Source organism: Serratia sp. TSA_7 (assembly GCF_052692135.1).
The window spans coordinates 24180-49298 of the sequence record NZ_JBQZFU010000005.1 but is presented as its reverse complement, the minus strand read 5'-3'; the positions used below and the strand labels follow the sequence as shown (position 1 = coordinate 49298).

General features: G+C 58.8%; 23 protein-coding genes. 17 read left to right on the top strand and 6 right to left on the bottom strand.

What is annotated here, in order from left to right:
- Positions 1-2: 2 nt before the first annotated feature.
- The 3 genes from ftsE (at position 3) to rpoH (ending at position 2791) form a co-directional block, all read left to right on the top strand.
- Positions 3-674: a cell division ATP-binding protein FtsE gene (ftsE, locus tag ACUTQW_RS16850; protein ID WP_004950974.1), complete on the top strand. Its 672-nt coding sequence runs from the start codon at positions 3-5 to the stop codon at positions 672-674.
- Positions 664-1617 (top strand): permease-like cell division protein FtsX, encoded by a 954-nt coding sequence (gene ftsX, locus ACUTQW_RS16845; RefSeq protein WP_006323072.1) that lies wholly within the window; start codon positions 664-666, stop codon positions 1615-1617. Before ftsE ends, ftsX begins: the two co-directional genes overlap by 11 nt.
- Before the next feature lie 316 nt (positions 1618-1933).
- Entirely contained in the window at positions 1934-2791 is an 858-nt protein-coding gene (gene rpoH, locus ACUTQW_RS16840) for an RNA polymerase sigma factor RpoH (RefSeq protein ID WP_004950979.1), read from the top strand.
- A gap of 65 nt (positions 2792-2856) precedes the next feature.
- Here the strand turns inward: rpoH and ACUTQW_RS16835 are convergent, their stop codons facing one another.
- The 3 genes from ACUTQW_RS16835 to panM are packed head-to-tail and all read right to left on the bottom strand — an operon-like array spanning position 2857 to position 6531.
- Positions 2857-4938, bottom strand: a complete 2082-nt coding sequence (locus ACUTQW_RS16835) for a hypothetical protein (RefSeq protein WP_445654916.1) — start codon at positions 4936-4938, stop codon at positions 2857-2859.
- On the bottom strand, positions 4925-6142 hold the full coding sequence (locus ACUTQW_RS16830; RefSeq protein WP_006323075.1) for a DUF3142 domain-containing protein: 1218 nt from the start codon (positions 6140-6142) through the stop codon (positions 4925-4927). Before ACUTQW_RS16830 ends, ACUTQW_RS16835 begins: the two co-directional genes overlap by 14 nt.
- Positions 6139-6531, bottom strand: coding sequence for an aspartate 1-decarboxylase autocleavage activator PanM (gene panM, locus ACUTQW_RS16825; protein ID WP_006323076.1), 393 nt, complete (start codon positions 6529-6531; stop codon positions 6139-6141). The genes ACUTQW_RS16830 and panM overlap by 4 nt, the downstream gene beginning before the upstream one ends.
- Before the next feature lie 407 nt (positions 6532-6938).
- On the opposite strand from panM, the gene ACUTQW_RS16820 reads away from it, so the two are divergent.
- From ACUTQW_RS16820 to ACUTQW_RS16765, 12 genes are all read left to right on the top strand, one after another.
- The gene (locus ACUTQW_RS16820) at positions 6939-8054 is read left to right on the top strand and encodes a branched-chain amino acid ABC transporter substrate-binding protein (protein WP_004950983.1); all 1116 of its coding nucleotides are present in this window, start codon (positions 6939-6941) and stop codon (positions 8052-8054) included.
- 116 nt (positions 8055-8170) lie between these two features.
- Positions 8171-9097 (top strand): high-affinity branched-chain amino acid ABC transporter permease LivH, encoded by a 927-nt coding sequence (gene livH / locus ACUTQW_RS16815; protein WP_004950984.1) that lies wholly within the window; start codon positions 8171-8173, stop codon positions 9095-9097.
- Positions 9094-10365 (top strand): high-affinity branched-chain amino acid ABC transporter permease LivM, encoded by a 1272-nt coding sequence (locus tag ACUTQW_RS16810; RefSeq protein WP_004950987.1) that lies wholly within the window; start codon positions 9094-9096, stop codon positions 10363-10365. The genes livH and ACUTQW_RS16810 overlap by 4 nt, the downstream gene beginning before the upstream one ends.
- Positions 10362-11129 carry a high-affinity branched-chain amino acid ABC transporter ATP-binding protein LivG gene (gene livG / locus ACUTQW_RS16805; protein ID WP_004950989.1) on the top strand — a complete coding sequence of 256 codons (768 nt, stop codon included), beginning with the start codon at positions 10362-10364 and terminating at the stop codon, positions 11127-11129. The genes ACUTQW_RS16810 and livG overlap by 4 nt, the downstream gene beginning before the upstream one ends.
- A gap of 2 nt (positions 11130-11131) precedes the next feature.
- Positions 11132-11833 (top strand): high-affinity branched-chain amino acid ABC transporter ATP-binding protein LivF, encoded by a 702-nt coding sequence (livF, locus tag ACUTQW_RS16800; RefSeq protein ID WP_004950991.1) that lies wholly within the window; start codon positions 11132-11134, stop codon positions 11831-11833.
- 134 nt (positions 11834-11967) lie between these two features.
- Positions 11968-13155 carry an aminotransferase-like domain-containing protein gene (locus ACUTQW_RS16795; RefSeq protein WP_004950993.1) on the top strand — a complete coding sequence of 396 codons (1188 nt, stop codon included), beginning with the start codon at positions 11968-11970 and terminating at the stop codon, positions 13153-13155.
- A 190-nt stretch (positions 13156-13345) separates the two neighbouring features.
- Positions 13346-14665: a sn-glycerol-3-phosphate ABC transporter substrate-binding protein UgpB gene (ugpB, locus tag ACUTQW_RS16790; RefSeq protein WP_004950997.1), complete on the top strand. Its 1320-nt coding sequence runs from the start codon at positions 13346-13348 to the stop codon at positions 14663-14665.
- Between the two features lie 149 nt (positions 14666-14814).
- On the top strand, positions 14815-15702 hold the full coding sequence (ugpA, locus tag ACUTQW_RS16785; RefSeq protein ID WP_004950999.1) for a sn-glycerol-3-phosphate ABC transporter permease UgpA: 888 nt from the start codon (positions 14815-14817) through the stop codon (positions 15700-15702).
- Complete coding sequence (gene ugpE, locus ACUTQW_RS16780; RefSeq protein WP_006323078.1) at positions 15699-16544, top strand: sn-glycerol-3-phosphate ABC transporter permease UgpE; 846 nt, start codon at positions 15699-15701, stop codon at positions 16542-16544. The genes ugpA and ugpE overlap by 4 nt, the downstream gene beginning before the upstream one ends.
- Positions 16545-16560: 16 nt before the next feature.
- On the top strand, positions 16561-17637 hold the full coding sequence (locus tag ACUTQW_RS16775) for a sn-glycerol-3-phosphate import ATP-binding protein UgpC (RefSeq protein WP_445654915.1): 1077 nt from the start codon (positions 16561-16563) through the stop codon (positions 17635-17637).
- On the top strand, positions 17634-18380 hold the full coding sequence (ugpQ, locus tag ACUTQW_RS16770; protein WP_004951006.1) for a glycerophosphodiester phosphodiesterase: 747 nt from the start codon (positions 17634-17636) through the stop codon (positions 18378-18380). The genes ACUTQW_RS16775 and ugpQ overlap by 4 nt, the downstream gene beginning before the upstream one ends.
- Before the next feature lie 103 nt (positions 18381-18483).
- A complete protein-coding gene (locus ACUTQW_RS16765; protein WP_006323081.1) occupies positions 18484-19440 on the top strand; it encodes an AEC family transporter in 957 nt (318 codons plus the stop codon).
- Here ACUTQW_RS16765 and ACUTQW_RS16760 read toward each other — a convergent pair.
- A complete protein-coding gene (locus tag ACUTQW_RS16760) occupies positions 19421-19750 on the bottom strand; it encodes a hypothetical protein (RefSeq protein ID WP_006323088.1) in 330 nt (109 codons plus the stop codon). The two genes, ACUTQW_RS16765 and ACUTQW_RS16760, sit on opposite strands and share 20 nt — an antisense overlap.
- A gap of 152 nt (positions 19751-19902) precedes the next feature.
- Here ACUTQW_RS16760 and ACUTQW_RS16755 point away from each other — a divergent pair, with 152 nt between their 5' ends.
- A complete protein-coding gene (locus ACUTQW_RS16755) occupies positions 19903-20763 on the top strand; it encodes a carboxylate/amino acid/amine transporter (RefSeq protein WP_004951012.1) in 861 nt (286 codons plus the stop codon).
- A gap of 36 nt (positions 20764-20799) precedes the next feature.
- Here the strand turns inward: ACUTQW_RS16755 and metR are convergent, their stop codons facing one another.
- The gene (gene metR, locus ACUTQW_RS16750) at positions 20800-21750 is read right to left on the bottom strand and encodes an HTH-type transcriptional regulator MetR (RefSeq protein WP_004951014.1); all 951 of its coding nucleotides are present in this window, start codon (positions 21748-21750) and stop codon (positions 20800-20802) included.
- Between the two features lie 105 nt (positions 21751-21855).
- Between metR and metE the strand changes: the two genes are divergently transcribed.
- Positions 21856-24132 (top strand): 5-methyltetrahydropteroyltriglutamate--homocysteine S-methyltransferase, encoded by a 2277-nt coding sequence (gene metE / locus ACUTQW_RS16745; protein WP_006323090.1) that lies wholly within the window; start codon positions 21856-21858, stop codon positions 24130-24132.
- Positions 24133-24263: 131 nt separating this feature from the next.
- On the opposite strand, the gene ACUTQW_RS16740 is transcribed toward metE, so the two are convergent.
- Positions 24264-25100 carry a dienelactone hydrolase family protein gene (locus tag ACUTQW_RS16740; RefSeq protein ID WP_006323091.1) on the bottom strand — a complete coding sequence of 279 codons (837 nt, stop codon included), beginning with the start codon at positions 25098-25100 and terminating at the stop codon, positions 24264-24266.
- Positions 25101-25119: the final 19 nt, after the last annotated feature.

Here is a 25119-nt window from a genome sequence, read left to right as displayed (position 1 = left end):
GGATGATTCGCTTTGAACAGGTCAGTAAAGCTTATCTGGGCGGACGGCAAGCGCTGCAGGGGGTAGATTTCCATCTGCGCCCGGCGGAGATGGCGTTTCTGACCGGCCATTCCGGCGCGGGGAAGAGTACCCTGCTGAAACTGATTTGTGGTATCGAACGACCAAGCGCCGGCCATATCTGGTTTGGTGGCCACGACATCAGCCGGTTGAAAAACAGTGAGGTGCCGTTCCTGCGTCGTCAGATCGGCATGATTTTCCAGGATCACCATCTGCTGCTGGATCGCACGGTCTACGACAACGTGGCGATGCCGCTGATCATCGCCGGCGCCAGCACCGAAGACATCCGCCGCCGCGTTTCCGCCGCGCTGGACAAGGTCGGGTTGCTGGATAAAGCGAAAAACTTCCCGATTCAGCTGTCCGGCGGTGAGCAACAGCGTGTGGGCATCGCCCGGGCGGTGGTGAACAAACCGGCGGTGCTGCTGGCGGACGAACCTACCGGTAACCTGGATGATGCGTTGTCGGAGGGCATTTTGCGCCTGTTCGAAGAATTCAACCGTGTTGGCGTTACCGTGCTGATGGCCACTCACGACACCGGGCTTATCGCCCGTCGCAATTACCGCATTCTGAGCCTGAGCCAGGGTCGTATGGCTGGAGGAGCGCATCATGGCGAATAATGCAAAAAACGCCAAGAGCAAGGCGCTGCGCGGCGGCTGGCGTGAACAATGGCGCTATGCCTGGATGAACGCCATCAAGGATATGCTGCGTCAACCGTTGGCGACGCTGCTGACGGTGATGGTGATCGCCATCTCCCTGACGCTGCCGAGCGTGTGTTATATCGTCTGGAAAAACGTCAGCACCGCGGCCACCCAGTGGTATCCGACGCCGCAACTGACGGTGTATCTGGACAAATCTCTCGATGATGACGCCGCAGTGAAAGTGCTCGATGCCATCAAGGCGGAAGCCGGCGTAGAGAAGGTGAATTACCTGTCGCGCGAAGAGGCCCGGGGCGAATTCCGCAACTGGTCCGGTTTCGGCGGTGCGCTGGATATGCTGGAAGAGAACCCGTTGCCGGCCGTGGCCATCATCACGCCGAAGATGAGCTTCCAGAGTTCGGAAACCCTCAATACCCTGCGCGATCGCGTGGCGGCGGTTCAGGGGGTGGACGAAGTGCGGATGGATGACAGTTGGTTTGCCCGCCTGGCGGCGCTCACCGGGCTGGTCGGTCAGGTGGCGGCGATGATAGGCGTTCTGATGATTGTGGCGGTCTTCCTGGTGATCGGCAACAGCGTGCGTTTGAGCATCTTCAGCCGCCGTGACACCATCAATGTGATGAAGCTTATCGGCGCGACCGACGGCTTCATCCTGCGGCCGTTCCTGAACGGCGGGGCGATGCTCGGCTTTTTCGGCGCGCTGCTTTCGCTGCTGCTCTCCGGGGCGCTGGTGTGGAAACTGGAGTCGGTGGTGACCGGCGTGGCGAAAGTGTTCGGCACCACCTTTACCCTGCATGGGTTGGGGTGGGATGAGGCGCTGTTGCTGCTGATTATCTCCGCGATGATCGGCTGGATCGCCGCCTGGCTGGCGACGGTGCAACATTTACGCCGATTTACACCACAATAAAGTTTTTTTGGTATACTCTTCTTCTGCTGCTCCGAGCGTGTTGCGGGAGAAGAGTTACCGGCAGTAAAGCAAGCACCATCCAGTCTCTTCTTAGCGCACAAATTCCCTATCGGTCTCAACCTTCGTCACGTATTGTCATGTGCAATGCGATCGAAAAACAGTGAACTTATAGGGCGGAACACGGTCAAAATTTGCAGCAAAATGTTAGGGTGCACGGCGTGTGGACCGCTTTTGCAACAGCAACTGCCGTAAAATCAATCTTTTCCCCGCCGTGAATCATCACCTGCATGACCTGTTTTCTCAAGAGAGGGTTTGAATGACCAAAGAAATGCAAACTTTAGCTTTAGTGCCCCAGGGCAGTTTGGAAGCCTATATCCGGGCCGCCAACACCTATCCGATGCTGACGGCAGAGGAAGAGAGGGAGCTGGCTGAACGGCTGCATTATCAGGGCGATCTGGAAGCCGCTAAGCAGCTGATCCTGTCTCACCTGCGCTTTGTCGCTCATATTGCCCGTAATTACTCTGGTTACGGCCTGCCGCAGGCAGACCTGATTCAGGAAGGTAATATCGGCCTGATGAAAGCTGTACGCCGCTTCAATCCGGAAGTGGGTGTGCGTCTGGTGTCCTTTGCGGTGCATTGGATCAAGGCAGAAATTCACGAATACGTGCTGCGCAACTGGCGTATCGTCAAGGTTGCCACCACCAAAGCACAGCGCAAGCTGTTCTTTAACCTGCGTAAAACCAAGCAGCGTCTGGGCTGGTTCAATCAAGACGAGGTGGAGCTGGTGGCTCGCGAGTTGGGCGTGACCAGCAAAGACGTGCGTGAGATGGAGTCGCGTATGGCGGCGCAGGATATGACCTTCGATCCTACGCCGGACGACGATGCGCGCGACGGTCAGTCGATGGCGCCGGTTCTGTATCTGCAGGACAAAAGCTCGGACTTCGCCGAAGGCATCGAGGAAGATAACTGGGAAAGCAACGCCGCAGACAAACTGGCCTACGCGCTGGAAGGTCTGGACGAGCGCAGCCAGCATATCATTCGTGCCCGTTGGTTGGATGATGACAACAAATCCACCTTGCAGGAACTGGCCGATCAGTACGGCGTTTCCGCCGAGCGTGTGCGCCAGTTGGAAAAGAACGCCATGAAGAAACTGAAAATGGCGATCGAAGCCTGATCCCGCGTCAGCGTTAAAAAACCCGTTCATTGCTGAACGGGTTTTTTTGTGTCTGAAATTCGGCGTTACTGGCCTGCCGCGGCAAAATCCGGTGCAGGGCAGTCGTAGCCAAACTTGCTGGCCCAGGAATAACGGGTGCCGGTGTTGATATAGCGCTGATACAGCGCCTGGCCGGTTTTCGCGTCGCGTTTAATAACCCAGCCGGCGGCATTGCACAGCACGGCAGCATACGCCTGGCTTTTGGGCGGTAACAAGTCGGCGGCCTGCTGGGCAAGGTCGACGGCCTGCCAGCGATAATGCAGGAAGCGATTGTCTTGTGCCGGTAGCGCCGCTTTGGCCCGCGCCGCTTCGGCGCTGCTGATCCAACTCTTGTGTTTCAGCTCGCGGGTATCGAAGGCATCCCCCAGGTACGAATAACCCGCGTCATAAATGGCGTAATCCGGCGTCATCTCATAGCCGGTGAACGTCAGCCCCTGCGTACGCAGCAGCGTCGCCGCCTGATAATAAGCTTTGGCTCGCACCAGTTTGTCGGCGGTTTTGTCCTGCGCGGTTTTCAGCGTATCGGCATACCCTTGCGCCACCTGGCGGTAGTTCGGAATATCAAAGTAACCCATCGCCTCCTGGGCCCGCCCGGCGCGCATCAGCCGCCGTGCCAGCAGTTCCCGCAATTGGATATCCGGCGTGATTTGCTGGCCGTTGTACTCATCGGGATTGACGGGTTTCAGCGGCGTTGCCGGCGCCAGCGCATGTTTATCAACGAAGCCTTTCAGTTCGTCGATCGTCAGCACCCGCTCGGCCACGTCGGCGACATCTGCCCAATAAATCTCTTTGCCGCGATACAGAAAATCCATCGCCTGCAGGTAGTCGCCGCGATCCAAGGCAAGGATCGCCTGCTCCCCGGCTACCCGGCATTCGGGCACGATGGTTTCCGGCGTAAAGTCCGCATTGCGCTGCTCGCCCCAGCTTTCACTGGAGGGGAAGGCTGCCGCAGCTTTGGCATAGGCGGCGGTAGCGGCTTTAACATCCCCGTCGCGCAGCGCCATCTTGGCGCGCAGCCACCACGCCAGCCCGCTGTCACCGGCATGTTTTAACAGGCTGGCCGCCATGGGATATTGCCCGGCGCGATAAGCCAGTGCCGCTAGCCGATCACTGCCGCTGAAACCGCTTTTCACCGAGGCGTTCAGCAGCGTCAGAATTTGGCTGACTATCTGTTTCGAACGGGTGCCGGTGGCATCGGTATCCGACATTTGCAAATTGCTGCTGCGCGCAAACAGTTCGATGGTCACCAACTGTTGGATCACCGGATCGCTAATGGCCTGCTTCAGCGCTGCAAAGTGGTCAGGATTGACCAGATAGCTGGAGACGTACTGCAACGACAACCCACCGTTTTGATCGCCCTGCGCTGCCTGCTGGGCGTACAGTTGCGCCGCCGGGGCGATATTGCCCAGCCACAGTTGGATGCGCGCTTGCTGCCCGAGGCTGCTCAGCGCCAGTTGATCAGGATCGGCCGCGCCGGCTTTAACCCGGTCAATCACCTGCTGGAAAGCCGCCTGCGCCTGCTCTAACTGTGGTTTCGCAGGGCGTTTAACCGCCGTAGCCGGCGTATCGGGCTCATTTTCCGGTGTGCCGTGGTCGTCCATCAGAACCCGTCCGAGCGAATACTGCGCCCGCAGTCCCCAGTCGCCCTGTTGTGCTGCGGGCAGGGCCAGGACCTGCTGGAAATACTCAGCGGCACGCGGATCAGAACCGGCAAAGGCCACGGCACCCAGTTGATAAAGGCGTGCGGCGTCTGACAACCCCTGAGAATTAACCGCATCGGCCTCCTCGACGGTCTTGGCGGCGCGCATTTTGCCGATAATGATCGTTTCCGGTGACAGCGGCATCGGTTTCGGCGGTGTCGCCGGTGGTGGCGCTTTCCACAACGGCAGTTGGTTATCTACCGCGACCAGGCGGCTGGCCTCAAAAGCAAAATTACCTTCCGGCATATACAGCAGGGTACCGTTGCGATCGGTCAGCAAGCGGTTGGGAAAGTCCGGCCCGCAGGCGAAACCGTTAATGGGCATCGCCAGCGCTGAGCCGATCAGGGCGGCGAGTGGGAGATACCGGCCGTGGCGGTTGCGCACCGCGTGTGCATCAGGGTATGACAAGAGTGCCTCCTGGCGTCAATTGTTGGCAGCGCAACCAGCCCAGCGGCCGGGATTGCCCGGCGCGCAGCTGATCGCCGCTGATGAGGACAAAGCGCTGCCGCTGAGGCCCGCTTTCCAGCCGATAGTTGCCCGCCGCGTCCGCCGCCAGACAGTCCGTGGCGGCGACGGTGATTTCACGAGGCAGCGGGGCATCAACCGGCCCGTTATTATGAATTATCAGATCATACAGCCCATTTTGCTGTGGCTGAGGGCTAAATTTTACCTGCCAGCTGACGCTGAGCGGCTGTTGCTCGATCACCGCCCGCAGCGTATCGAGCGACCAGGCACGGCGATCGCCCGCCAGCGGCAGCCGGAACCAGATAATGCCGCGCAGATGCGGTGTGGCCTGAACCTTCAACTGTTGCAGAAAATCGGCCACCTGTTGCGGCGCTACCGTCAGTTCGCGGGGATTGCCCGCCACGCGCAGTGAGGTTTCGCTCTCGACCTGTGCGCCCTGCGCATCAACGCTCAGCAAGCCCATACCGTAGGCCGGCAGCGCCACCCTGAAAGGTTTGGACGTGATGTTTGCGTACTGTTTTACCCAGCGCAGCGCCAGCGGGGCAGCGAACAGCCCCTGCTGCGGCGAGAGCACCGCGTGCACCTGCAACACCGAGCTGTCTGCCTGTTGCAACACGCTAGGCAGTGCCGGTGAGCCGATCCAGGCCGGTAATGCGGTAATGCCGAGTTGTAAGGAGGAAGGCAGTTGTCGGCGCAGCTGTTGCAAGAAATGGTGATAGTCAGGTAGGCGAGCGGTGGCGGCGTCATGATCTATTTCGACGCCGATCACCTGCAACCCGGCGGCCTGCCATTGCTGAACCTGTTTTACCAGGCGTTGGCGAATAGCCGGTGCATCGAGTTGCGCCAGTTGCCCATCCAAACGGACCACCAGCCACAGCGGGCGGCCATCCTGTTGCAACTGCGGCAGATTGACCGGGATTTCGCGCCAGCCTTCACGCGGATGCGCTTGCGCACCCAATACACGCAGGGTAGAGAACAGGTCACGGCTTTGTGCCAGCGCAGTGGCGTGTTGCGGCGTCCAGACCCGTTGCCAGATATAAACCTGGTTGTCCTGGGGCTGTGGTAGCCGCAGCGCCTGGTGACGGCCGCCGAACCAGGCCGTTAACGCCAGCGTCAACAGCAGCAACGCCATCAGCCCGCGTGTCATTTTTGCCAGAGATCGCCTTGCTGGGTGAAACCGCAGGCGCGCATAAAGTTATCCACTTCACCGCGTTCGCGCGGCGTCAGGCCGGCGGTAGAAAGCTGCCAGTGCGCGACTTGCGGCAGTTGGCGCTGCGCATCCTGTACCAGATACAGCCCGACGCCACGACGGCGCGTGACTTCACGCACCAGCAAATCCTGCAGTTGGGCGTTATCGCCATCCAGCGCAATTTTCACTGCACCCAGCAGCCGTTCGTTGAAGCGCGCGGCGAACAGGGCTTTATCGCCGTCCAGCCAGCTCTGCCATTGCTGCGGCTGTTGTTGCGGCCAGATTTTACCGAGGTCGATAAGATCTTGCGGGGACAGCGTGGTTAATCGCTCAATAGTCAGTTTCATGCAGAATTTCCGAACGGCTAATCGATGCCGACAGTGTAATAGATCTTGCACAGAGCGTTGTGTAAGTTTTTCTGTACGATTACTGCGCAAAATGTTTTTTGCAGGACGCATTTTCCGAGTAAATAGATTGTTAATGGATCAATAACCAGCATAACGCGCTGCGCCTGATGCAAAACGGCGCAGATTTAATCCGGATTTTATCCTGTTTACACCGCTTGTTTCTGATTGTTCGAGTTGATTTGCAGCAGAAAATTCCTGTTTAATGGTATGAAAAATAAAGTCTTATTAGAAAATATTGCCACGAAAACACCTAAATCATTATTACTTATGAATAAAAGCAGTAAATAAGGGTTCAGGTGCAGGCAAACACAACAGGTACGTTCACAACGACAGATGGGGATTTGCGAATGAAATTAACAAAAGGTAAGGCGCTGTTGGCGGGTTGTATCGCGATGGCTATCGGTCATTCGGCAATGGCGAAAGACATCAAGGTGGCGATTGTGGGCGCGATGTCCGGCCCGGTCGCGCAGTATGGCGATATGGAGTTCACCGGTGCCCGTCAGGCGATTGCCGATATCAACGCCAAGGGCGGCATCAAGGGCGATAAGCTGGTTGGCGTGGAATACGATGACGCCTGTGACCCTAAACAGGCGGTTGCGGTTGCCAACAAGGTGATTAACGACGGTATTCGCTATGTGATCGGCCACCTGTGCTCGTCCTCGACTCAACCGGCCTCCGATATCTATGAAGACGAAGGCGTGATCATGATTACCCCGGCGGCCACCAACGCCGATCTGACCACCCGTGGTTACAAGATGATCATGCGCACCACCGGGCTGGATTCCGATCAGGGCCCGACCGCGGCGAAATACATCCTCAGCGAGATCAAGCCGAAACGCATTGCCGTGGTTCACGACAAGCAACAGTATGGCGAAGGCTTGGCGCGCTCGGTACGCGACAGCCTGAAAAAACAGGGTACCGACGTGGTGATGTTTGAAGGCATCACCGCCGGCGATAAAGATTTCTCCACTCTGGTGGCGCGGCTGAAGAAAGAAAACGTCGATTTCGTTTACTTCGGCGGCTACTACCCGGAAATGGGGCAGATCCTGCGCCAGGCAAAACAGGCCGGCCTGACTACCCGCTTTATGGGGCCAGAGGGCGTGGGCAACTCCTCGCTGTCCAACATTGCCGGTGCCGCCTCGGAAGGCATGCTGGTGACCTTGCCGAAACGCTATGACCAGGTACCTGCCAACAAACCTATCGTGGATGCACTGAAAGCCAAGAAGCTGGATCCGACCGGGCCGTTCGTCTGGACCACTTACGCAGCGCTGCAATCTTTGACTACCGGGATGGAGCGCAGCGGCAGCCAGGAGCCGGCCGACATCGTCAAGGATCTGAAAACCGGCAAGCCGGTGGACACCGTGATGGGGCCGCTGAGCTGGGACGAGAAGGGCGATCTGAAAGGTTTCGAGTTCGGCGTGTTTGAGTGGCATGCAGACGGCACATCAACACCGATTAAATAAGCCATAATAATCAGGGTAGGGCGCAGCATGCTGCGCCCGCGGGCCGGTAAGCCGGCCCGTCCCCCTTTACCTGAGTTTCTTCAGGTTTGCTATACAGCGCAGCCAAGGGTTCGAGTATGTCAGAGCAGGTTCTCTATTTTCTGCAGCAGATGTTCAACGGCGTCACGTTGGGCAGCACCTATGCATTGATCGCCATCGGTTACACCATGGTCTACGGCATTATCGGCATGATCAACTTCGCCCACGGCGAGGTGTATATGATCGGCAGCTATGTCTCCTTTATTGTTATCGCCGCCCTGATGATGCTTGGCATCGACGTCGGCTGGCTGCTGATTGGCGCCGCGTTTTTGGTGTCGATCGTGATCGCCAGCGCCTACGGCTGGAGCATCGAGCGGGTGGCCTACAAGCCGGTGCGCAACTCCAAGCGCCTGATAGCGCTGATTTCCGCCATCGGCATGTCGATATTCCTGCAAAACTACGTCAGCCTGACGCAGGGCTCGCGCGATCTGGCGTTGCCAAGCCTGGTAACCGGCCAGTGGGTGCTGGGTGAAAGTAATGGCTTCGCCGCTACCATCAGTACCATGCAGCTGATTATCTGGGTCGTCACCTTCCTGGCGATGCTGGCGTTGACGTTGTTCATCCGTTATTCCCGCATGGGCCGCGCTTGCCGCGCCTGCGCGGAAGATTTGAAGATGGCCAGCCTGCTGGGCATCAATACCGACCGGGTGATTTCACTGACCTTCGTGATCGGCGCCGTGATGGCGGCGGTGGCCGGCGTGCTGCTGGGCCAGTTCTACGGCGTAATCAACCCGTACATCGGCTTTATGGCCGGCATGAAAGCCTTTACTGCGGCGGTGCTGGGCGGTATCGGCAGCATTCCCGGTGCGATGATCGGCGGCCTGGTGCTGGGGGTGGCAGAAGCGCTGACCTCGGCCTACCTGAGCACCGAATATAAGGACGTGGTGTCCTTCGCGCTGCTGATCGTGGTGTTGTTGATCATGCCAACCGGCATTCTTGGGCGCCCGGAGGTTGAGAAGGTATGAAACTCAATCTGCTTAACGCGCTGATAGCCTCGGTGGTGCTGTTTGTGATGGCGTCGTTCCTGATGGGGATGCAACTGAGCCTGGACGGTACCAAGCTGGTGGTCCACGGTGCGGCGGAAGTGCGCTGGATGTGGATCGGCATCGGCTGCGTCATCGTTTTCTTCTTCCAACTGTTGCGCCCGCTGATGCAGCAGGGGCTGAAAAAACTCTCTGGCCCCTCTTTTGTATTACCGAGCTTTGACGGCACCACCCCACGCCAGAAACTGCTGGCGGCGGCGATTATTGTTGCCGCGATCGCCTGGCCATTTCTGGTGTCGCGCGGTACGGTGGATATCGCCACCCTGACGTTGATCTACGTGATGCTTGGTCTGGGCCTGAACGTGGTGGTTGGGCTGTCCGGCCTGCTGGTACTGGGTTACGGCGGCTTCTACGCCATCGGTGCCTATACCTACGCGTTGCTGAATCACTATTACGGCCTCGGCTTCTGGGAAAGCCTGCCGCTGGCGGGCATCGTCACCGCCATCTTCGGTTTCCTGCTCGGTTTTCCGGTGCTGCGTTTGCGCGGTGATTATCTGGCGATTGTGACGCTGGGCTTCGGCGAGATCGTGCGTATCTTGTTGTTGAACAACACCGAGATCACCGGTGGGCCGAACGGTATCAGCCAGATCCCGAAACCGACCTTTTTCGGGCTGGAGTTCAACCGCAGCGCGCGTGACGGCGGTTGGGATACCTTCCATAACTTCTTTGGCCTGAAATACGATCCGAGCGATCGCATCGTGTTCCTGTATCTGGTGGCGCTGCTGCTGGTGGTGCTGACGCTGTTTGTGATCAATCGCCTGCTGCGCATGCCATTGGGCCGTGCCTGGGAAGCGCTGCGTGAAGATGAAATCGCTTGTCGCTCGCTGGGGCTGAGCCCGACCAAAATCAAACTGACCGCTTTTACCATCAGCGCCGCCTTCGCCGGTTTTGCCGGCACGCTGTTCGCCGCGCGCCAGGGCTTCGTGAGCCCGGAGTCCTTCACCTTCGTCGAGTCGGCCTTCGTGCTGGCGATTGTGGTGTTGGGCGGCATGGGGTCGCAGTTCGCGGTGATCCTGGCGGCTATCCTGCTGGTGGTGTCGCGCGAGATGATGCGTGATCTGAACGAATACAGCATGCTGCTGCTCGGTGCGTTGATGGTGTTGATGATGATTTGGCGGCCGCAAGGGTTGCTGCCTATGAAGCGCCCGCAACTGAAGTTGAAAACGGCCGGCAAGGAGGAACAGGCATGAGCTCGCAACCTCTGTTGAAAGTTGAAGGGCTGTCGATGCGTTTCGGCGGCTTGCTGGCGGTGAATAACGTGGCGCTCGAGCTGAACGAAGGCGAAATTGTTTCGCTGATCGGCCCGAACGGCGCGGGAAAAACCACGGTGTTTAACTGCCTGACCGGCTTCTACCGCCCCACTGGCGGCACCATCAAACTGCGCGATCGCCATCTGGAAGGGTTGCCTGGCCAGACGATTGCCCGCATGGGCGTGGTGCGCACTTTCCAGCATGTGCGGCTGTTCCGCGAAATGACGGTGATCGAGAACCTGCTGGTCGCCCAGCATCAACACCTGAAAAGCGGCGTATTCGCCGGGCTGCTGAAAACCCCGGCCTTCCGCCGCGCCGAAGCCGATGCGCTGGAACGAGCCTCCGTGTGGCTGCAACGCGTTGGGCTGCTTGAGATGGCTAACCGTTCGGCGGGCAATCTGGCTTACGGCCAGCAGCGGCGGTTGGAGATTGCGCGCTGCATGGTGACCCGCCCGGAGCTGCTGATGCTGGACGAACCCGCGGCCGGCCTGAACCCGAAGGAAACCGACGAGCTGGACCACTTGATCGTCGAGCTGCGCAACCAGCATAAAGTGTCGGTGTTGCTGATCGAGCACGACATGAAGCTGGTGATGGGCATTTCCGATCGTATCTACGTGGTGAATCAGGGCACGCCGTTGGCGCAGGGCACCCCGGCAGAAATTCGTAACAACCCGGACGTTATCCGGGCCTATCTGGGCGAATAATTATGTTGTCATTTAATCAGGTTTCCGCCCATTACGGCAAAATCCAGGCGCTGCATCAGGTTAGCCTGAACATCAAGCAGGGCGAGATCGTCACCTTGATCGGCGCCAACGGTGCCGGTAAAACCACGCTGCTCGGCACGCTGTGCGGTGAGCCGCGCGCCACCGAAGGCAGCGTTACCTTCCTCGATCAGGACATTACCCAGTGGCAGACCTCGCGCATTATGCGTGAGGCGGTGGCGATAGTGCCGGAAGGGCGCCGGGTGTTCTCGCGCATGACGGTGGAAGAGAATCTGGCGATGGGCGGCTTTTTTGCCGATCGTCATCAGTACCAGCAGCGTATCGAGCGGGTGTTCGGCCTGTTCCCGCGCCTGCTGGAACGCCGCAACCAGCGCTCCGGCACCATGTCCGGCGGTGAACAGCAGATGCTGGCGATCGGCCGCGCGCTGATGAGCCAGCCGAAGCTGTTGTTGCTCGACGAGCCGTCTCTCGGGCTGGCGCCGATCATCATCCAGCAGATTTTCGACATTATTCAGCAACTGCGCGAAGAGGGCATGACCATCTTCCTGGTGGAGCAAAACGCCAATCAGGCGCTGAAATTGGCGGATCGCGGTTATGTACTGGAAAACGGGCGCGTGGTGTTGGAAGATACGGGAGCCGCATTGTTAGCAAACGAAGCAGTAAGATCGGCGTATCTGGGCGGCTAAATACCCGTCGTCTTTCAGGCTACAGCGTTGTTGGCTGCACTCACTTCCCTGTGGGGGCGAATAGGGTCGCCCGAGTCACTTGGTCGCCGTGTACCCTGCCCCTACAAAATTTATAACGATTACGAGAATAAGAAATGAAGACAGAAGGGTTACTCGCACAGCGCATCGTCAACGTAAAAAGCTCGGCAATCCGTGAATTGCTCAAGCACAGTAAGATGGAAAACGTCATTTCGCTGGCGGGCGGCATCCCCTCTGATGCCCTGTTTGATTTCGAAGGGCTGAGCATTGCCACCCATCAGGCGATCACCGAACAGCCGAAAAGCGCTTTCCAGTATGGCCTGACCGAAGGCAGCCCGTTGCTCCGTGAACGCATTTGCGAACTGTGCGCCGAGCGCGGCGTCGTCGCCACGGCAGAAGAAGTGATGGTGACCGCCGGTTCCCAGCAGGCGCTGGATCTGGTGATGCGCGCTATCGTCAATCCAGGCGACGTGTTTGTGGTGGAGCGTCCGACCTATCTGGCGGCGCTGCAGACGCTGGAACTGGCGGAAGCCAACATCATGTCGGTGTCATCCGACAGCGACGGCATGGTGGTTGAAGAGCTTGCCGAGCTGCTGAAAACTCAGCGCATCAAGGGCGTGTACGTAGTGCCGAACTTTGGCAACCCCAGCGGTCTCACGCTGAGCGCACCGCGCCGCGAACTGCTGGTGAAATTGGCGGCCGAGCACAACTTCCTGATTATCGAAGATGATCCGTACGGCGAGCTGCGTTTTACCGAAGAGCGCAATGCCACGCTGCATCAGGTTTCGCAGCGGGTGCTGGGCCATACCGATAACATTATCTACACCTCGACCTTCTCCAAGATCCTGGCGCCAGGCTTGCGTCTGGGCTGGGCTATTCTGCCTGAATTCCTGCTGCATAAAGTGGCGATCATCAAGCAGGCGGCGGATCTGCACGCCAGCGCGTTGTCGCAGAGCATCGTCGAATGCTACCTGGGCCTGGATCGTCTGCCGGGGCAGATCGAAAAGATCCGCGCCGCCTACAAGCAAAAGGGCGAGATCCTGGCTGCGCTGGTGGAGAAAGAGCTGGGTGATCACATCACCTTTGATATGCCGAAGGGGGGGATGTTCCTGTGGGCGCGTTTCCGTCAACCCTTCAACGCCACCGAATGGCTGAAAACGACCCTGCAACAGGGCGTGGTGTTTGTGCCGGGGGAATATTTCTTCTCCGATAACCCGGATCGTTCAACCTTCCGCCTGTCGTTCGCCACCGCCACTGAGCAACAGATGCAAGAAGCGGTCGCCCGCCTGCGTCGTTCCCTGTAATCCCCGCGGCGGCGGGGGAAATTTCCTCGTCGCCGACATCAAACCGCAACCTGCACTTCACCTTTTGGTCACATGGCTGTCATCTGACGGTTATTTTTCTGTCATCCGAGCATGGCATGTTAGCTTCCGAACAAAAAACTGATTCTTTTCGCTCACGCGCTTATTACACCAGCTTTTTCAGGAGTTAGGCATGCTCACCTACGCTATTCGCAAAACTACGCTGTGCGTCGCGTTGACCCTGGCGGTCAGCACTCAGGCACTGGCGGCGACCGAGATCCCGTTCTGGCATTCGATGGAAGGTGAACTGGGGAAAGAAGTGGACTCCCTGGCGGACCGCTTTAACCAGTCGCACAGCGACGTCAAAATCGTTCCGGTTTATAAAGGCAACTACGAACAGAGCCTGGCGGCGGGCATTGCGGCTTACCGCTCCGGCAAGGCGCCGGCGATTTTGCAAGTTTACGAAGTGGGCACCGCCACCATGATGGCGAGCAAAGCGATCAAACCGGTGTATCAGGTGTTTAAAGACGCCGGCATCAACTTTGACGAATCGGTGTTCGTGCCGACGGTGGCCGGTTATTACACCGACAACAAGAGCGGCCATCTGCTGTCCCAGCCGTTCAACAGCTCCACCCCGGTGCTGTATTACAACAAAGATGCCTTCAAAAAAGCCGGCCTGAACCCGGATCAGCCGCCAAAAACCTGGCAAGAGCTGGCGGCGGACACCGCCAAACTGCGTGAGGCCGGCATGAAGTGCGGCTACGCCAGCGGCTGGCAGGGCTGGATCCAACTCGAGAACTTCAGCGCCTGGCACGGTGTGCCGTTCGCTACCGAAAACAACGGTTTCGGCGGTGCGAATGCCAAGCTGGAGTTCAACAAAGCGTTGCAGGTCAAGCATATCCAACTGCTGGCAGACATGAACAAGAAGGGGGATTTCACCTATTTCGGTCGTAAGGACGAATCGACCGAGAAGTTCTACAGCGGCGACTGCGCCATCACTACCGCCTCTTCCGGTTCGCTGGCGGACATCAAACACTATGCCAAATTCAACTACGGCGTGGGCATGATGCCTTATGACGCCGACGCCAAGAATGCGCCGCAGAACGCCATCATCGGCGGCGCCAGCCTGTGGGTGATGAACGGCAAAGATACCGCCACCTACAAGGGCGTAGCCGAGTTCCTGCAATATCTGGCGCAGCCGGAAATTGCCGCCGAATGGCATCAGAAAACCGGTTACCTGCCCATTACCACCGCCGCGTACGATCTGACCAAGCAACAGGGCTTCTATGACAAGAACCCGGGTGCCGACGTTGCGACGCGTCAGATGCTGAACAAGCCGCCGTTGCCGTTCACCAAGGGCCTGCGCCTGGGCAATATGCCGCAGATCCGCAGCGTGGTGGATGAAGAACTGGAAGGCGTGTGGACCGGCAAGAAAACGCCACAACAGGCGCTGGACGCTGCCGTACAACGCGGTGATGTGTTGCTGCGTCGCTTCGAGTCCCAGACCAAGTAATAACGGTTACTGCGTTTAGCCAGTCTGGGATTGGGCAGTGCTCGCTCTCCTCATGGACTTTGTGTCCGCTCCGGGAGCCGTGCGCTGTCCGCACCCAGGCCGGCTTTGCTCGCGAGCCCACCCGTCTTTCGTCTTCATGAGTCCCTATTATGAGCTCACATCGTCCCGGTTTCGGCTGCAGCTGGCTGCCCTATGCGCTGGTGTTGCCGCAGTTGCTGATAACCGCAATATTCTTCCTGTGGCCCGCCGGCGAGGCGCTGTGGTATTCGGTCCAGAGCCTCGATCCCTTTGGCCTGTCCAGCCAGTTCGTCGGGTTGGATAACTTTAGTCAACTGTTCCAGGATCCGTACTACCTCGATTCTTTTTACACCACGCTGGTTTTCAGCTTCCTGGTGGCGGGTATCGGGCTGGTGGTATCGCTGTTCTTCGCCGCGTTGGTGGATTACGTGCTGCGCGGCAGCCGGATTTACCAGACGCTGATGATCTTGCCCTACGCCGTGGCCCCCGCTGTGGCGGCGGTATTGTGGATCTTCCTGTTTAACCCCGGCCTGGGGCTGATCACCCATTTCCTTGGCGGACTGGGCTACAACTGGAACCACGCGCAGAACAGCGGGCAGGCGATGTTCCTGGTGGTGCTGGCTTCGGTGTGGCAGCAAATCAGCTATAACTTCCTGTTTTTCCTGGCGGCGCTGCAATCGATCCCGCGTTCGCTGGTGGAAGCGGCGGCTATCGACGGCGCCGGCCCGGTGCGGCGTTTCTTCAACCTGGTGTTGCCGTTGATCACCCCGGTGAGCTTCTTCCTGCTGGTGGTTAATCTGGTGTACGCCTTCTTCGATACTTTCCCGGTGATTGATGCCGCCACCGGCGGTGGCCCGGTACAGTCCACCACCACGCTGATCTACAAGATCTACCGCGAAGGCTTTGCCGGTCTGGATCTGTCCAGCTCAGCGGCGCAGTCGGTGATCCTGATGCTGCTGGTGATTGGCCTGACGGTGATCCAGTTCCGCTTTGTCGAACGTAAGGTGCGCTACCAATGATTGAGAACCGACGCGGGCTGGATATCTTCAGCCACGTAATGCTGATTATCGGCGTGCTGGTGGTGCTGTTCCCGCTGTACGTGGCCTTTGTCGCCGCTACGCTGGACGATAAGCAGGTATTTCAGGTGCCGATGACCCTGATACCGGGCGGCCATCTGTGGGAAAACATCCGCAATATCTGGCAGGGCGGCGTGGGCAACCTCAAGGTGCCGTTCTCGCTGCTGCTGCTGAACAGCGTGATCATGGCGCTGGCGATTACCTTCGGCAAAATTGTGGTGTCGGTGTTGTCGGCTTACGCCATCGTGTATTTCCGTTTCCCGCTGCGCAGCCTGTTTTTCTGGCTGATTTTCCTCACCCTGATGCTGCCGGTAGAAGTGCGTATTTTCCCGACGGTGGAGGTGATCTCCACCCTGAACCTGCTGGACAGCTACACCGGTCTGACGCTGCCGTTGATGGCCTCGGCGACCGCGACCTTCCTGCTGCGCCAGTTCTTCATGACGTTGCCGGATGAGCTGCTGGAAGCGGCGCGCATCGATGGTGCCGGGCCGATGCGCTTTTTCTGGGACATCGTGCTGCCGCTGTCGAAAACCAATCTGGCGGCGCTGTTTGTCATCACCTTTATCTACGGCTGGAACCAGTACCTGTGGCCGATCCTGATCACCAGCGACGCCTCGATGGGGACCGCGGTGGCGGGCATCAAGAGCATGATTTCCACCTCCGGCGCGCCGACCCAGTGGAATCAGGTAATGGCGGCGATGATTCTGACCTTAATTCCACCGCTGACGGTGGTTCTTCTGATGCAGCGCTGGTTTGTGCGCGGTCTCGTCGACAGCGAGAAGTAACGAGAGAAATGTTCACATGGCAGGTTTAAAACTACAGGCAGTCACCAAATCCTACGACGGTAAAACGCCGGTGATTAAGCAAATCGATCTCGACGTGGCGGACGGCGAGTTTATCGTGATGGTCGGCCCTTCAGGCTGCGGAAAATCGACGCTGCTGCGCATGGTGGCCGGGCTGGAACGCACCACCAGTGGCGACATCTATATCGACAGCCAGCGCGTGACCGATATGGAACCGAAAGATCGCGGCATCGCGATGGTGTTTCAGAACTACGCGCTGTATCCGCACATGAGCGTGTACGACAACATGGCCTATGGCCTGAAAATTCGCGGTTTCGGCAAACAGCATATCCAGCAGCGGGTGGAAGAAGCCGCGCGCATTCTGGAGCTGGAGCCGCAGTTGCAGCGCAAGCCGCGCGAGCTTTCCGGCGGGCAACGCCAGCGGGTGGCGATGGGGCGCGCCATCGTGCGTGAACCGGCGGTATTCCTGTTCGATGAACCTTTGTCCAACCTGGATGCCAAGCTGCGCGTGCAGATGCGCCTGGAATTGCAGCAGCTGCATCGCCGGCTGAAAACCACCAGCCTGTACGTCACGCACGATCAGGTTGAGGCGATGACGTTGGCGCAGCGGGTGATCGTGATGAACAAGGGCGTAGCGGAACAGATTGGCACCCCGAGCGAGGTTTACCAGCGCCCGGCGTCGCTGTTTGTCGCCAGCTTTATCGGCTCTCCGGCGATGAACCTGCTGCCCGGCACGTTGAGCGCCGACGGCAGCCAACTGTTGCTGGCCGGCGGGATGACGCTGAATTTACCTCAGCCCAAAACACAGTGGGGCGGTCGCCCGTTGACGCTCGGCATCCGCCCGGAGCATATTCAACTGACCACCCTTGAACAAGGCGGCGTGCCGCTGGAGCTGCAAACGCTGGAACTGCTGGGCGCGGATAATCTGGCGCACGGGCAATGGGGCGGCCACGGCGTGATTGCGCGGTTGTCGCATGAAACTATGCCGACGGCGGGCAGCACGCTATATTTGCAACTGCCTGCACAGGCGCTGCACTTTTTTGATTCAAACAGCGGATTACGGATGGAACAATGACCACAGCCTGGCCTTATCCTCATATCGTCGCCCACCGCGGCGGCGGTTCCCTGGCGCCGGAAAATACCCTGGCGGCGATCGACGTTGGCGCACGACACGGCCACAAAATGATTGAGTTCGACGTCAAGCTGGCGCAGGACGGGCAGATCTTTTTGTTGCATGACGATACCCTCGATCGCACCAGCGACGGTTGGGGCGTGGCGGGCGAATTGCCCTGGGACAAACTGGTGCAGCTGGATGCCGGCAACTGGTACAACTCCGCCTACAAGGGCGAGCGTCTGCCGTTGCTGTTGGAGGTCGCAGAGCGCTGTCGGCAGCACGGCATGATGGCGAATATCGAAATCAAACCCACCACCGGCACCGACGATGAAACCGGCCGCGTGGTGGCGCTGGCAGCACGGCTGTTGTGGCAAGGCCAGACCGAACCGCTGCTTTCTTCGTTCTCGGTTGAGGCGCTTGAGGCGGCACAGCGTACGGTACCGGACCTGCCGCGCGGCCTGTTGCTGGATGAATGGGATGACAACTGGCAGGCGCTGACAGAGCGGTTGGGCTGCGTGTCGTTGCATATCAACCACAAAGAGCTGACCGCTGAGCGGGTCGCGGCGCTGAAGGCGGCCGGCCTGCGCATTCTGGTGTATACCGTTAACCAGCCGGCGCGTGCGCGCCTGTTGTTGAACTGGGGCGTTGACTGTATTTGTACCGACCGGATAGATTTGATCGGCCCGGATTTTCCCAACGAATAACCCCCGTTGCTTCGGGCGCAGTCTGCTGCGCCCGTGAATTCGCCGGCGCCTGTTGATTCTTGCGACGTCAGCCCCTTGCCGCCGCGCTAACGGAAGGGATGTGATGTCTGTTTTTATTGTTTCTCTGTGGCACCAGATAGCGCTGTCTTTGCCGCTATTTGTTCTGATCGTGCTGGGGTATGGCCTTATCCGCTGGGGTAAGTGGCCGGCCACCATCACCGACGGTTTGACCCGCTTCGTCTTCTCCCTGGCGCTGCCCGCCATGTTATTTCGCATGATGTGCGATTTCTCGCAACGCCCGGCGGTGGATGCCCGCTTGCTGATCGCTTTTTTCGGCAGTTGCCTGATCGTGTTCGTGATGGGCCGCATCACCGCGCGCCAGGTGTTTAAACTGGATGGGGTCTCCGGTTCGGTGTTCGCGCTGGGGGGGATTTTCTCCAATAACGTGATGCTGGGCCTGCCGATCGCCAGCGTGATGCTGGGGGAGGCGGCGATCCCTTCGGTTGCCCTGGTGCTGGTATTCAACGGGCTGATCCTCTGGACGCTGGTAACCATCTCGATCGAATGGGCGCGCAACGGCTCGCCCACCTTGCACGGCTTTATCAAAACCGCGCGCAGCGTGCTCACCAATCCCCTGATCATCGGCATTCTCTCCGGCACGCTGTTCAGCCTGACCGGGTTGCCGTTGCCGACGTTTGTCGATCAGCCGGTCAGTATGCTTGGCCAGGTGGCGGCGCCGCTGTCGCTGGTGGTGCTGGGAATGGGGTTGGCGGAATATCGTATCAGCGAGGGGTGGCAACTGAGCAGCGCCATTTGTTTCTTCAAGCTGATCGTCCAGCCGCTGATCGTCTGGCTGCTGGCCTGGATGATGGACCTGCCGCCAATGGAAACCCGCGTGGTGGTGCTGCTGGGTTCAATGGCGGTCGGGGTCAATGTTTACCTGATGTCACGCCAGTTCAACGTGCTTACCGGCCCGGCCGCCACCAGTCTGGTGATGTCCACCGCGCTGGCGGCAGTCACTACGCCGCTGATCCTCACCATTATGGGCGTGCGGGTGTAACCGGCATCTGCGTTTGCGGCACCGTCGGCGACGTGCGGTTAAACGGATTGCGCGGTTGGTTGCCGTTTGGCAGCAATTGACCGCCGTTTGGCGCATTTCGCAGCAAATTTTGCTGATTGTCGTCGAATTGCCGCTGTTGTTGCAGGCGGCGTTGATCCAGCTGTTGGTTATTCAGCATGCGCTGTTGCTGCGTCTGCTGATTGCGCTGGTTAAGGAACTGCTGTTGCGAACTGAGCTCGGTTACGCCATTGGCCGCGGTTGCCAGCCCGGACAGCAACAGCAGGCCGTACAGAATGCGATAACTCTTCATGATATTTATCCTCGCTTTTAATTAAGCCTAACCCACCGGCGAAAAATTGCCGAAAAGTTTATATTTTGCACAGCCGTAAACCGCCTTTTCATCACGCGGCATTTCGCCTTCCGTTACAATCGCCTTTTCTGATTGTTTAGGGTGAACCCGACGTGCTGCTTCTGGTGATTACTACCGTCTTATGGGCGTTCTCTTTCAGCCTGATTGGCGAATATCTGGCGGGCCAGGTCGACAGCTGGTTCTCGGTGCTGATGCGTATCGGGTTGGCGGCGTTGGTCTTCCTGCCTTTCCTGCGCTGGCGCAATATCAAACCGAAAGTGATCCTGATGTACATGTTGGTGGGTGCCTGCCAACTGGGCATCATGTACCTGTTCAGCTTCCGTGCCTACATGTACCTGACGGTACCGGAATTCCTGCTGTTTACCGTGCTTACTCCGCTGTACGTCACGCTGATTTACGACCTGATCAGCGGTCAACGCCTGCGTTGGGCCTATGTGTTCAGTGCGTTGCTGGCGGTACTGGGCGCGGCGATCATCCGTTACCATCAATTGAGCGAGCATTTCTGGTGGGGGCTGTTGCTGGTGCAGGCGGCGAATATCAGCTTCGCCATCGGCATGGTCGGTTACAAGCGCCTGATGGAAGTGCACCCGCTGCCGCAACATACGGCGTTTTCCTGGTTCTACCTCGGAGCGTTGGTGGTCGCGGTGGTCGCCTGGTGTCTGTGGGGTAATCCGCAACAGTTGCCGACCACTAACCTGCAATGGGGCATTCTGGTGTGGCTGGGCGTGGTGGCTTCCGGGCTGGGCTATTTCATGTGGAACTACGGTGCAACGCAGGTGGATGCCGGAACGCTCGGCATCATGAATAACATGCACGTGCCCGCCGGGTTGCTGGTGAATTTGGCTATCTGGCAGCAGCAACCGCACTGGCCGAGTTTTATTATCGGCGGGGCGGTGATTGTTGCTTCGCTGTGGGTGCACCGCCGCTGGGTGGCACCAAAGCCGACTAATTGAGACCACGGGCTACCCAAGCGCAGGCAGCCCGCAAAATCAGGCTTGTGAAGACAGCGGCTTGATGCTGGCGGCGAGGGTGCCCGGACGCGCAGCGTCGCGTACGAACGGCAGGTGATTGCAGGCGTGTTGACGCGCCGAGCGGATAAAGGCTTCGGTCACCGCCTGGCGCTGCTCGCCGTCGCGTACCGCGGCATACAGGCGGCTCCACAGGCCATCGCCCAGGGTTTTTGTCACCACCAGCCCCTGGCGTTCGAAACTTTCGACTACCCAATGCGGCAGCGCCGCAATCCCCATCCGTGCCGACACCATCTGGATCAGCAGCAAGGTGTTATCGACGTTTTTCAGCGCCGGGCTGACGCCGGCCGGTTGCAGGAAATTCCGCCATATATCCAGCCGTTGGCGCTGCACCGGATAAATCATCAGCGTCTCATCGCTCAAATCTTCCGGCTCAATCTGCAGTTTGCCGGCCAGCGGGTGATCCGGCGCCAGCACCAGACGCACCTCGAAATCAAACATCGGCGAATAGTGCAGGCCGCTGCGCGGCAAAATGTCTGAGGTCAGCACCAGATCCAATTCCCCCTGCTGCAGCGCCGGTTGCGGATCAAAAGTGACGCCGGACTTAAAGTCCATCACCACCTGCGGGAAGCTCTGGCGGAAGTTGTCCAACGCGGGCGTCAGCCACTGAATGCAACTGTGGCATTCGATGGCGATGCGCAGCGTGGCCTGATGCGGTTCGTGGCACGCCTGCAACGCCTGCTGGATTTGCGGCAGTACTTGTTCTGCCAGCTGTAACAGGATTTCTCCCTGCACGGTAAAGCGCAGCGGTTGGCTTTTTCGAACGAACAGTTTGAAGCCCAGACGCTGCTCCAGATCGCTGAACTGATGCGACAGGGCCGATTGCGTCTGATGGAGTTGGGCCGCGGCGGCCGCCAGAGAGCCGGTGTTGCGCAGAGCCTGCAGCGTCCGTAAGTGTTTCAGTTCGATCATGAGAGTCCTTCACAGTGACAGTGAATAAATTGCGCTTGTGGTTAATACAGTACCTGCGGATTATGGATGTGTAAACATCTGGACGGCTAAATGGGGAATATGACGATGGCAATTCTAAATCACACACTGGGTTTTCCACGCGTTGGGCTGCGACGTGAACTGAAAAAAGCTCAGGAAAGCTACTGGGCAGGCAATTCAACGCAGGAAGAACTGCTGGCGGTTGGCCGCGAGCTGCGCGCTCGCCATTGGCAACAGCAACAGCAGGCCGGGGTGGATTTGGTGCCGGTCGGCGATTTCGCCTGGTACGACCATGTTTTGACCACCAGCTTGCTGCTGGGCAACGTGCCGGCACGTCATCAAAATGCGGATGGCTCAATCGATCTGGACCAGTTGTTCCGTCTGGGCCGTGGCCGCGCACCGACCGGTGAACCGGCGGCGGCGGCAGAAATGACCAAGTGGTTTAACACCAACTACCACTACATGGTGCCTGAATTCCAGAAGGGCCAGCAGTTCAAACTGGGTTGGACTCAATTGCTGGATGAAGTTGACGAAGCGCTGGCGCTGGGCCACAAAATCAAGCCTGTGCTGCTGGGGCCGGTCACTTACCTGTGGTTGGGCAAAGTGAAGGGTGAGCAGTTTGATCGACTGTCGTTGCTGAAGGACATTCTGCCGGTTTACCGGCAGGTTCTGGCCGAACTGGCGAAGCGCGGCGTAGAGTGGGTGCAGATCGACGAGCCTGCACTGGTGCTGGAGCTGCCGCAGGCATGGCTCGACGCTTTCAAACCGGCTTACGACGCGTTGCAGGGCCAGGTAAAACTGCTGCTGACCACCTATTTCGACAGCGTTGGCCACAACCTCGACACTATCCGCGCATTGCCGGTACAGGGTCTGCATGTCGATCTGGTGGCCGGTCACGACGATATAGCCGTATTGCACAAGGCATTGCCAAAAGAGTGGTTGCTGTCGCTGGGCGTCATCAATGGCCGTAACGTCTGGCGTGCCGACCTGAGCCGTTGGTTCGACCGCCTGCAACCGCTGGTTAACAGCCGTCCACTGTGGATTGGCACCTCTTGTTCCCTGCTGCACAGCCCCATCGATCTGAGCGTGGAAACCCGCCTGGATGAAGAGGTGAAGAGCTGGTTCGCCTTCGCTCTGCAAAAATGCGCCGAAGTGGCTTTGCTAAGCGCAGCGCTGAACGCGCCTGGGGCAGAAAAGCAGGCAGAGCTGGACGCATACAGCGCGCCAATCCGCGCTCGTCGTCAGTCCAGCCGCGTACATAATGCGCAGGTAGGCCAGCGTCTGGCCGCCATTACCGCACAAGACAGCGAGCGCCACAGCCCTTACGCTCAGCGCGCTCAGGCGCAACGCGATCGCTTCAACCTGCCGGCCTGGCCGACCACCACTATCGGCTCATTCCCGCAGACCACCGAAATCCGCGGCCTGCGCCTGGATTTCAAACAGGGGCGTCTGGACGGCAACAATTACCGAACCAGCATTAGCGAGCACATCAAACAGGCGATCGTTGAACAAGAACGTCTGGGCCTGGACGTGCTGGTGCACGGCGAAGCCGAGCGTAATGACATGGTGGAATACTTCGGCGAGAACCTCGACGGCTTCGTCTTCACCCAAAATGGCTGGGTACAGAGCTACGGTTCCCGCTGCGTAAAACCGCCAGTCATCATTGGCGACATCAGCCGCCCTGAAGCCATTACCGTGGAGTGGGCGAAGTATGCGCAATCGCTGACCGACAAGCCGGTAAAAGGCATGTTGACCGGGCCGGTGACCATCCTTTGCTGGTCGTTCCCGCGTGAAGACGTAACCCGTGAAGTGATCGCCAAGCAGATCGCCCTGGCGCTGCGCGACGAAGTGGAAGATCTGGAAAAAGCCGGTATCGGCATCATCCAGATTGACGAACCGGCACTGCGTGAAGGGTTGCCGCTGCGTCAATCCGACTGGGCCGCTTACCTGGACTGGGCAGTGGATGCCTTCAAACTGAACGCCGCCGTGGCGCAGGACGATACGCAGATCCACACCCACATGTGTTACTGCGAATTCAACGACATCATGGATTCCATCGCGGCGCTGGATGCCGACGTGATCACCATCGAAACCTCGCGTTCCGATATGGATCTGCTGGAAGCCTTCAAAGAGTTCGAGTATCCAAACGAAATTGGTCCTGGCGTGTACGACATCCACTCGCCAAACGTGCCAAGCGTGGAATGGATCGAAGCGCTGCTGCGTAAAGCGGCGCAGAACATCCCGGCGGAGCGCCTGTGGGTTAACCCGGATTGCGGTCTGAAAACCCGCGGCTGGCCGGAAACCCGTCAGTCGCTGGCCAACATGGTGTTGGCGGCTCAGCGCCTGCGCGAGCAGCAAGCCTGATCGGAGTGCGTTGCCCGGCCGTTGAGGCCGGCGTGCAATCAATAAGGTTCTGGTGTGATTATTTTGGGCGCTTCGGCGCCCTTTTTTACATTGCAGGCGGCCACCGGTGAAGGCAGCCGCGAGGGGAAGGGTTATTTGACGCCGACCACGCCGTGTTGAGCGAACCATGTCAGCATGCGTTGCCAGCCGTCCGTCGCCGCTTCGGCATCGTAACTTGGGCGATAATCTGCATTGAAAGCATGACCCGCTTCGGGGTAGACCACGATCTCGGCATCGGCGTTAGCTGCGCGAATCGCCTGACGCATGGTCTCCACCGTTTCCAGTGGAATTCCGCTGTCCTGGCCGCCGTATAATCCCAGCACCGGCGCAGACAGCTGCGTAGCCACATCGACCGGGTGTTTCGGCGAGTTTAGCGTTTTTTCGCCCACTAACTTGCCGTACCAGGCTACCGCTGCCTTCAGTTGCGGGTTATGCGCGGCATACAGCCAGGTAATACGGCCGCCCCAGCAAAAACCGGTAATCGCCAGCTTGCTGGCGTCGCCGCCGTGGCGGCTGGCCCAATGGGCTGCGTGGTCGAGATCGGCCAACACCTGACGGTCCGGCACCTTGCTCACCAGCTTTTGCAAGATGTCGCCAATCTCCTGGTAATCTTTGGCATCGCCCTGTCGGAAGTACAACTCTGGCGCTATCGCCAGGTAGCCCTGTTTCGCCAGGCGGCGACACAGATCCTGAATATGCTCGTGAACGCCAAAAATCTCTTGTACCACCAGCACCACGGGGAAGGGGCCGTTGTGGTTCGCTGGTTTGGCAATATAGGCCGGCAGGTTGTCACCCTGCGAGGGAATGGTGGTTTCCCCGGCATGAATGCCCTGTTCGTCGGTAAATACAGTAGAAGCGGCCAACGGCGTTACGGCCGGGGCGAATCCCCCCTGAGCCTGTTTTAATGTCATCACATGGTCGGTTTTCATTGCGGTCTCCGTGCAATAG

Excerpts from the sequence above, each read along its gene's own strand:
- livF (WP_004950991.1), top strand. The coding sequence starts at position 11,132 with ATGTTGTCATTTAATCAGGTTTCCGCCCATTACGGCAAAATCCAGGCG.
- panM (WP_006323076.1), bottom strand. The coding sequence starts at position 6,531 with ATGAAACTGACTATTGAGCGATTAACCACGCTGTCCCCGCAAGATCTT.
- ACUTQW_RS16795 (WP_004950993.1), top strand. The coding sequence starts at position 11,968 with ATGAAGACAGAAGGGTTACTCGCACAGCGCATCGTCAACGTAAAAAGC.
- ACUTQW_RS16830 (WP_006323075.1), bottom strand. The coding sequence starts at position 6,142 with ATGACACGCGGGCTGATGGCGTTGCTGCTGTTGACGCTGGCGTTAACG.
- metE (WP_006323090.1), top strand. The coding sequence starts at position 21,856 with ATGGCAATTCTAAATCACACACTGGGTTTTCCACGCGTTGGGCTGCGA.
- ACUTQW_RS16775 (WP_445654915.1), top strand. The coding sequence starts at position 16,561 with ATGGCAGGTTTAAAACTACAGGCAGTCACCAAATCCTACGACGGTAAA.
- ACUTQW_RS16810 (WP_004950987.1), top strand. The coding sequence starts at position 9,094 with ATGAAACTCAATCTGCTTAACGCGCTGATAGCCTCGGTGGTGCTGTTT.
- ugpE (WP_006323078.1), top strand. The coding sequence starts at position 15,699 with ATGATTGAGAACCGACGCGGGCTGGATATCTTCAGCCACGTAATGCTG.
- ACUTQW_RS16765 (WP_006323081.1), top strand. The coding sequence starts at position 18,484 with ATGTCTGTTTTTATTGTTTCTCTGTGGCACCAGATAGCGCTGTCTTTG.
- rpoH (WP_004950979.1), top strand. The coding sequence starts at position 1,934 with ATGACCAAAGAAATGCAAACTTTAGCTTTAGTGCCCCAGGGCAGTTTG.
- ACUTQW_RS16760 (WP_006323088.1), bottom strand. The coding sequence starts at position 19,750 with ATGAAGAGTTATCGCATTCTGTACGGCCTGCTGTTGCTGTCCGGGCTG.
- livH (WP_004950984.1), top strand. The coding sequence starts at position 8,171 with ATGTCAGAGCAGGTTCTCTATTTTCTGCAGCAGATGTTCAACGGCGTC.
- livG (WP_004950989.1), top strand. The coding sequence starts at position 10,362 with ATGAGCTCGCAACCTCTGTTGAAAGTTGAAGGGCTGTCGATGCGTTTC.
- ugpA (WP_004950999.1), top strand. The coding sequence starts at position 14,815 with ATGAGCTCACATCGTCCCGGTTTCGGCTGCAGCTGGCTGCCCTATGCG.
- ftsX (WP_006323072.1), top strand. The coding sequence starts at position 664 with ATGGCGAATAATGCAAAAAACGCCAAGAGCAAGGCGCTGCGCGGCGGC.
- metR (WP_004951014.1), bottom strand. The coding sequence starts at position 21,750 with ATGATCGAACTGAAACACTTACGGACGCTGCAGGCTCTGCGCAACACC.
- ugpQ (WP_004951006.1), top strand. The coding sequence starts at position 17,634 with ATGACCACAGCCTGGCCTTATCCTCATATCGTCGCCCACCGCGGCGGC.
- ftsE (WP_004950974.1), top strand. The coding sequence starts at position 3 with ATGATTCGCTTTGAACAGGTCAGTAAAGCTTATCTGGGCGGACGGCAA.
- ugpB (WP_004950997.1), top strand. The coding sequence starts at position 13,346 with ATGCTCACCTACGCTATTCGCAAAACTACGCTGTGCGTCGCGTTGACC.
- ACUTQW_RS16740 (WP_006323091.1), bottom strand. The coding sequence starts at position 25,100 with ATGAAAACCGACCATGTGATGACATTAAAACAGGCTCAGGGGGGATTC.
- ACUTQW_RS16820 (WP_004950983.1), top strand. The coding sequence starts at position 6,939 with ATGAAATTAACAAAAGGTAAGGCGCTGTTGGCGGGTTGTATCGCGATG.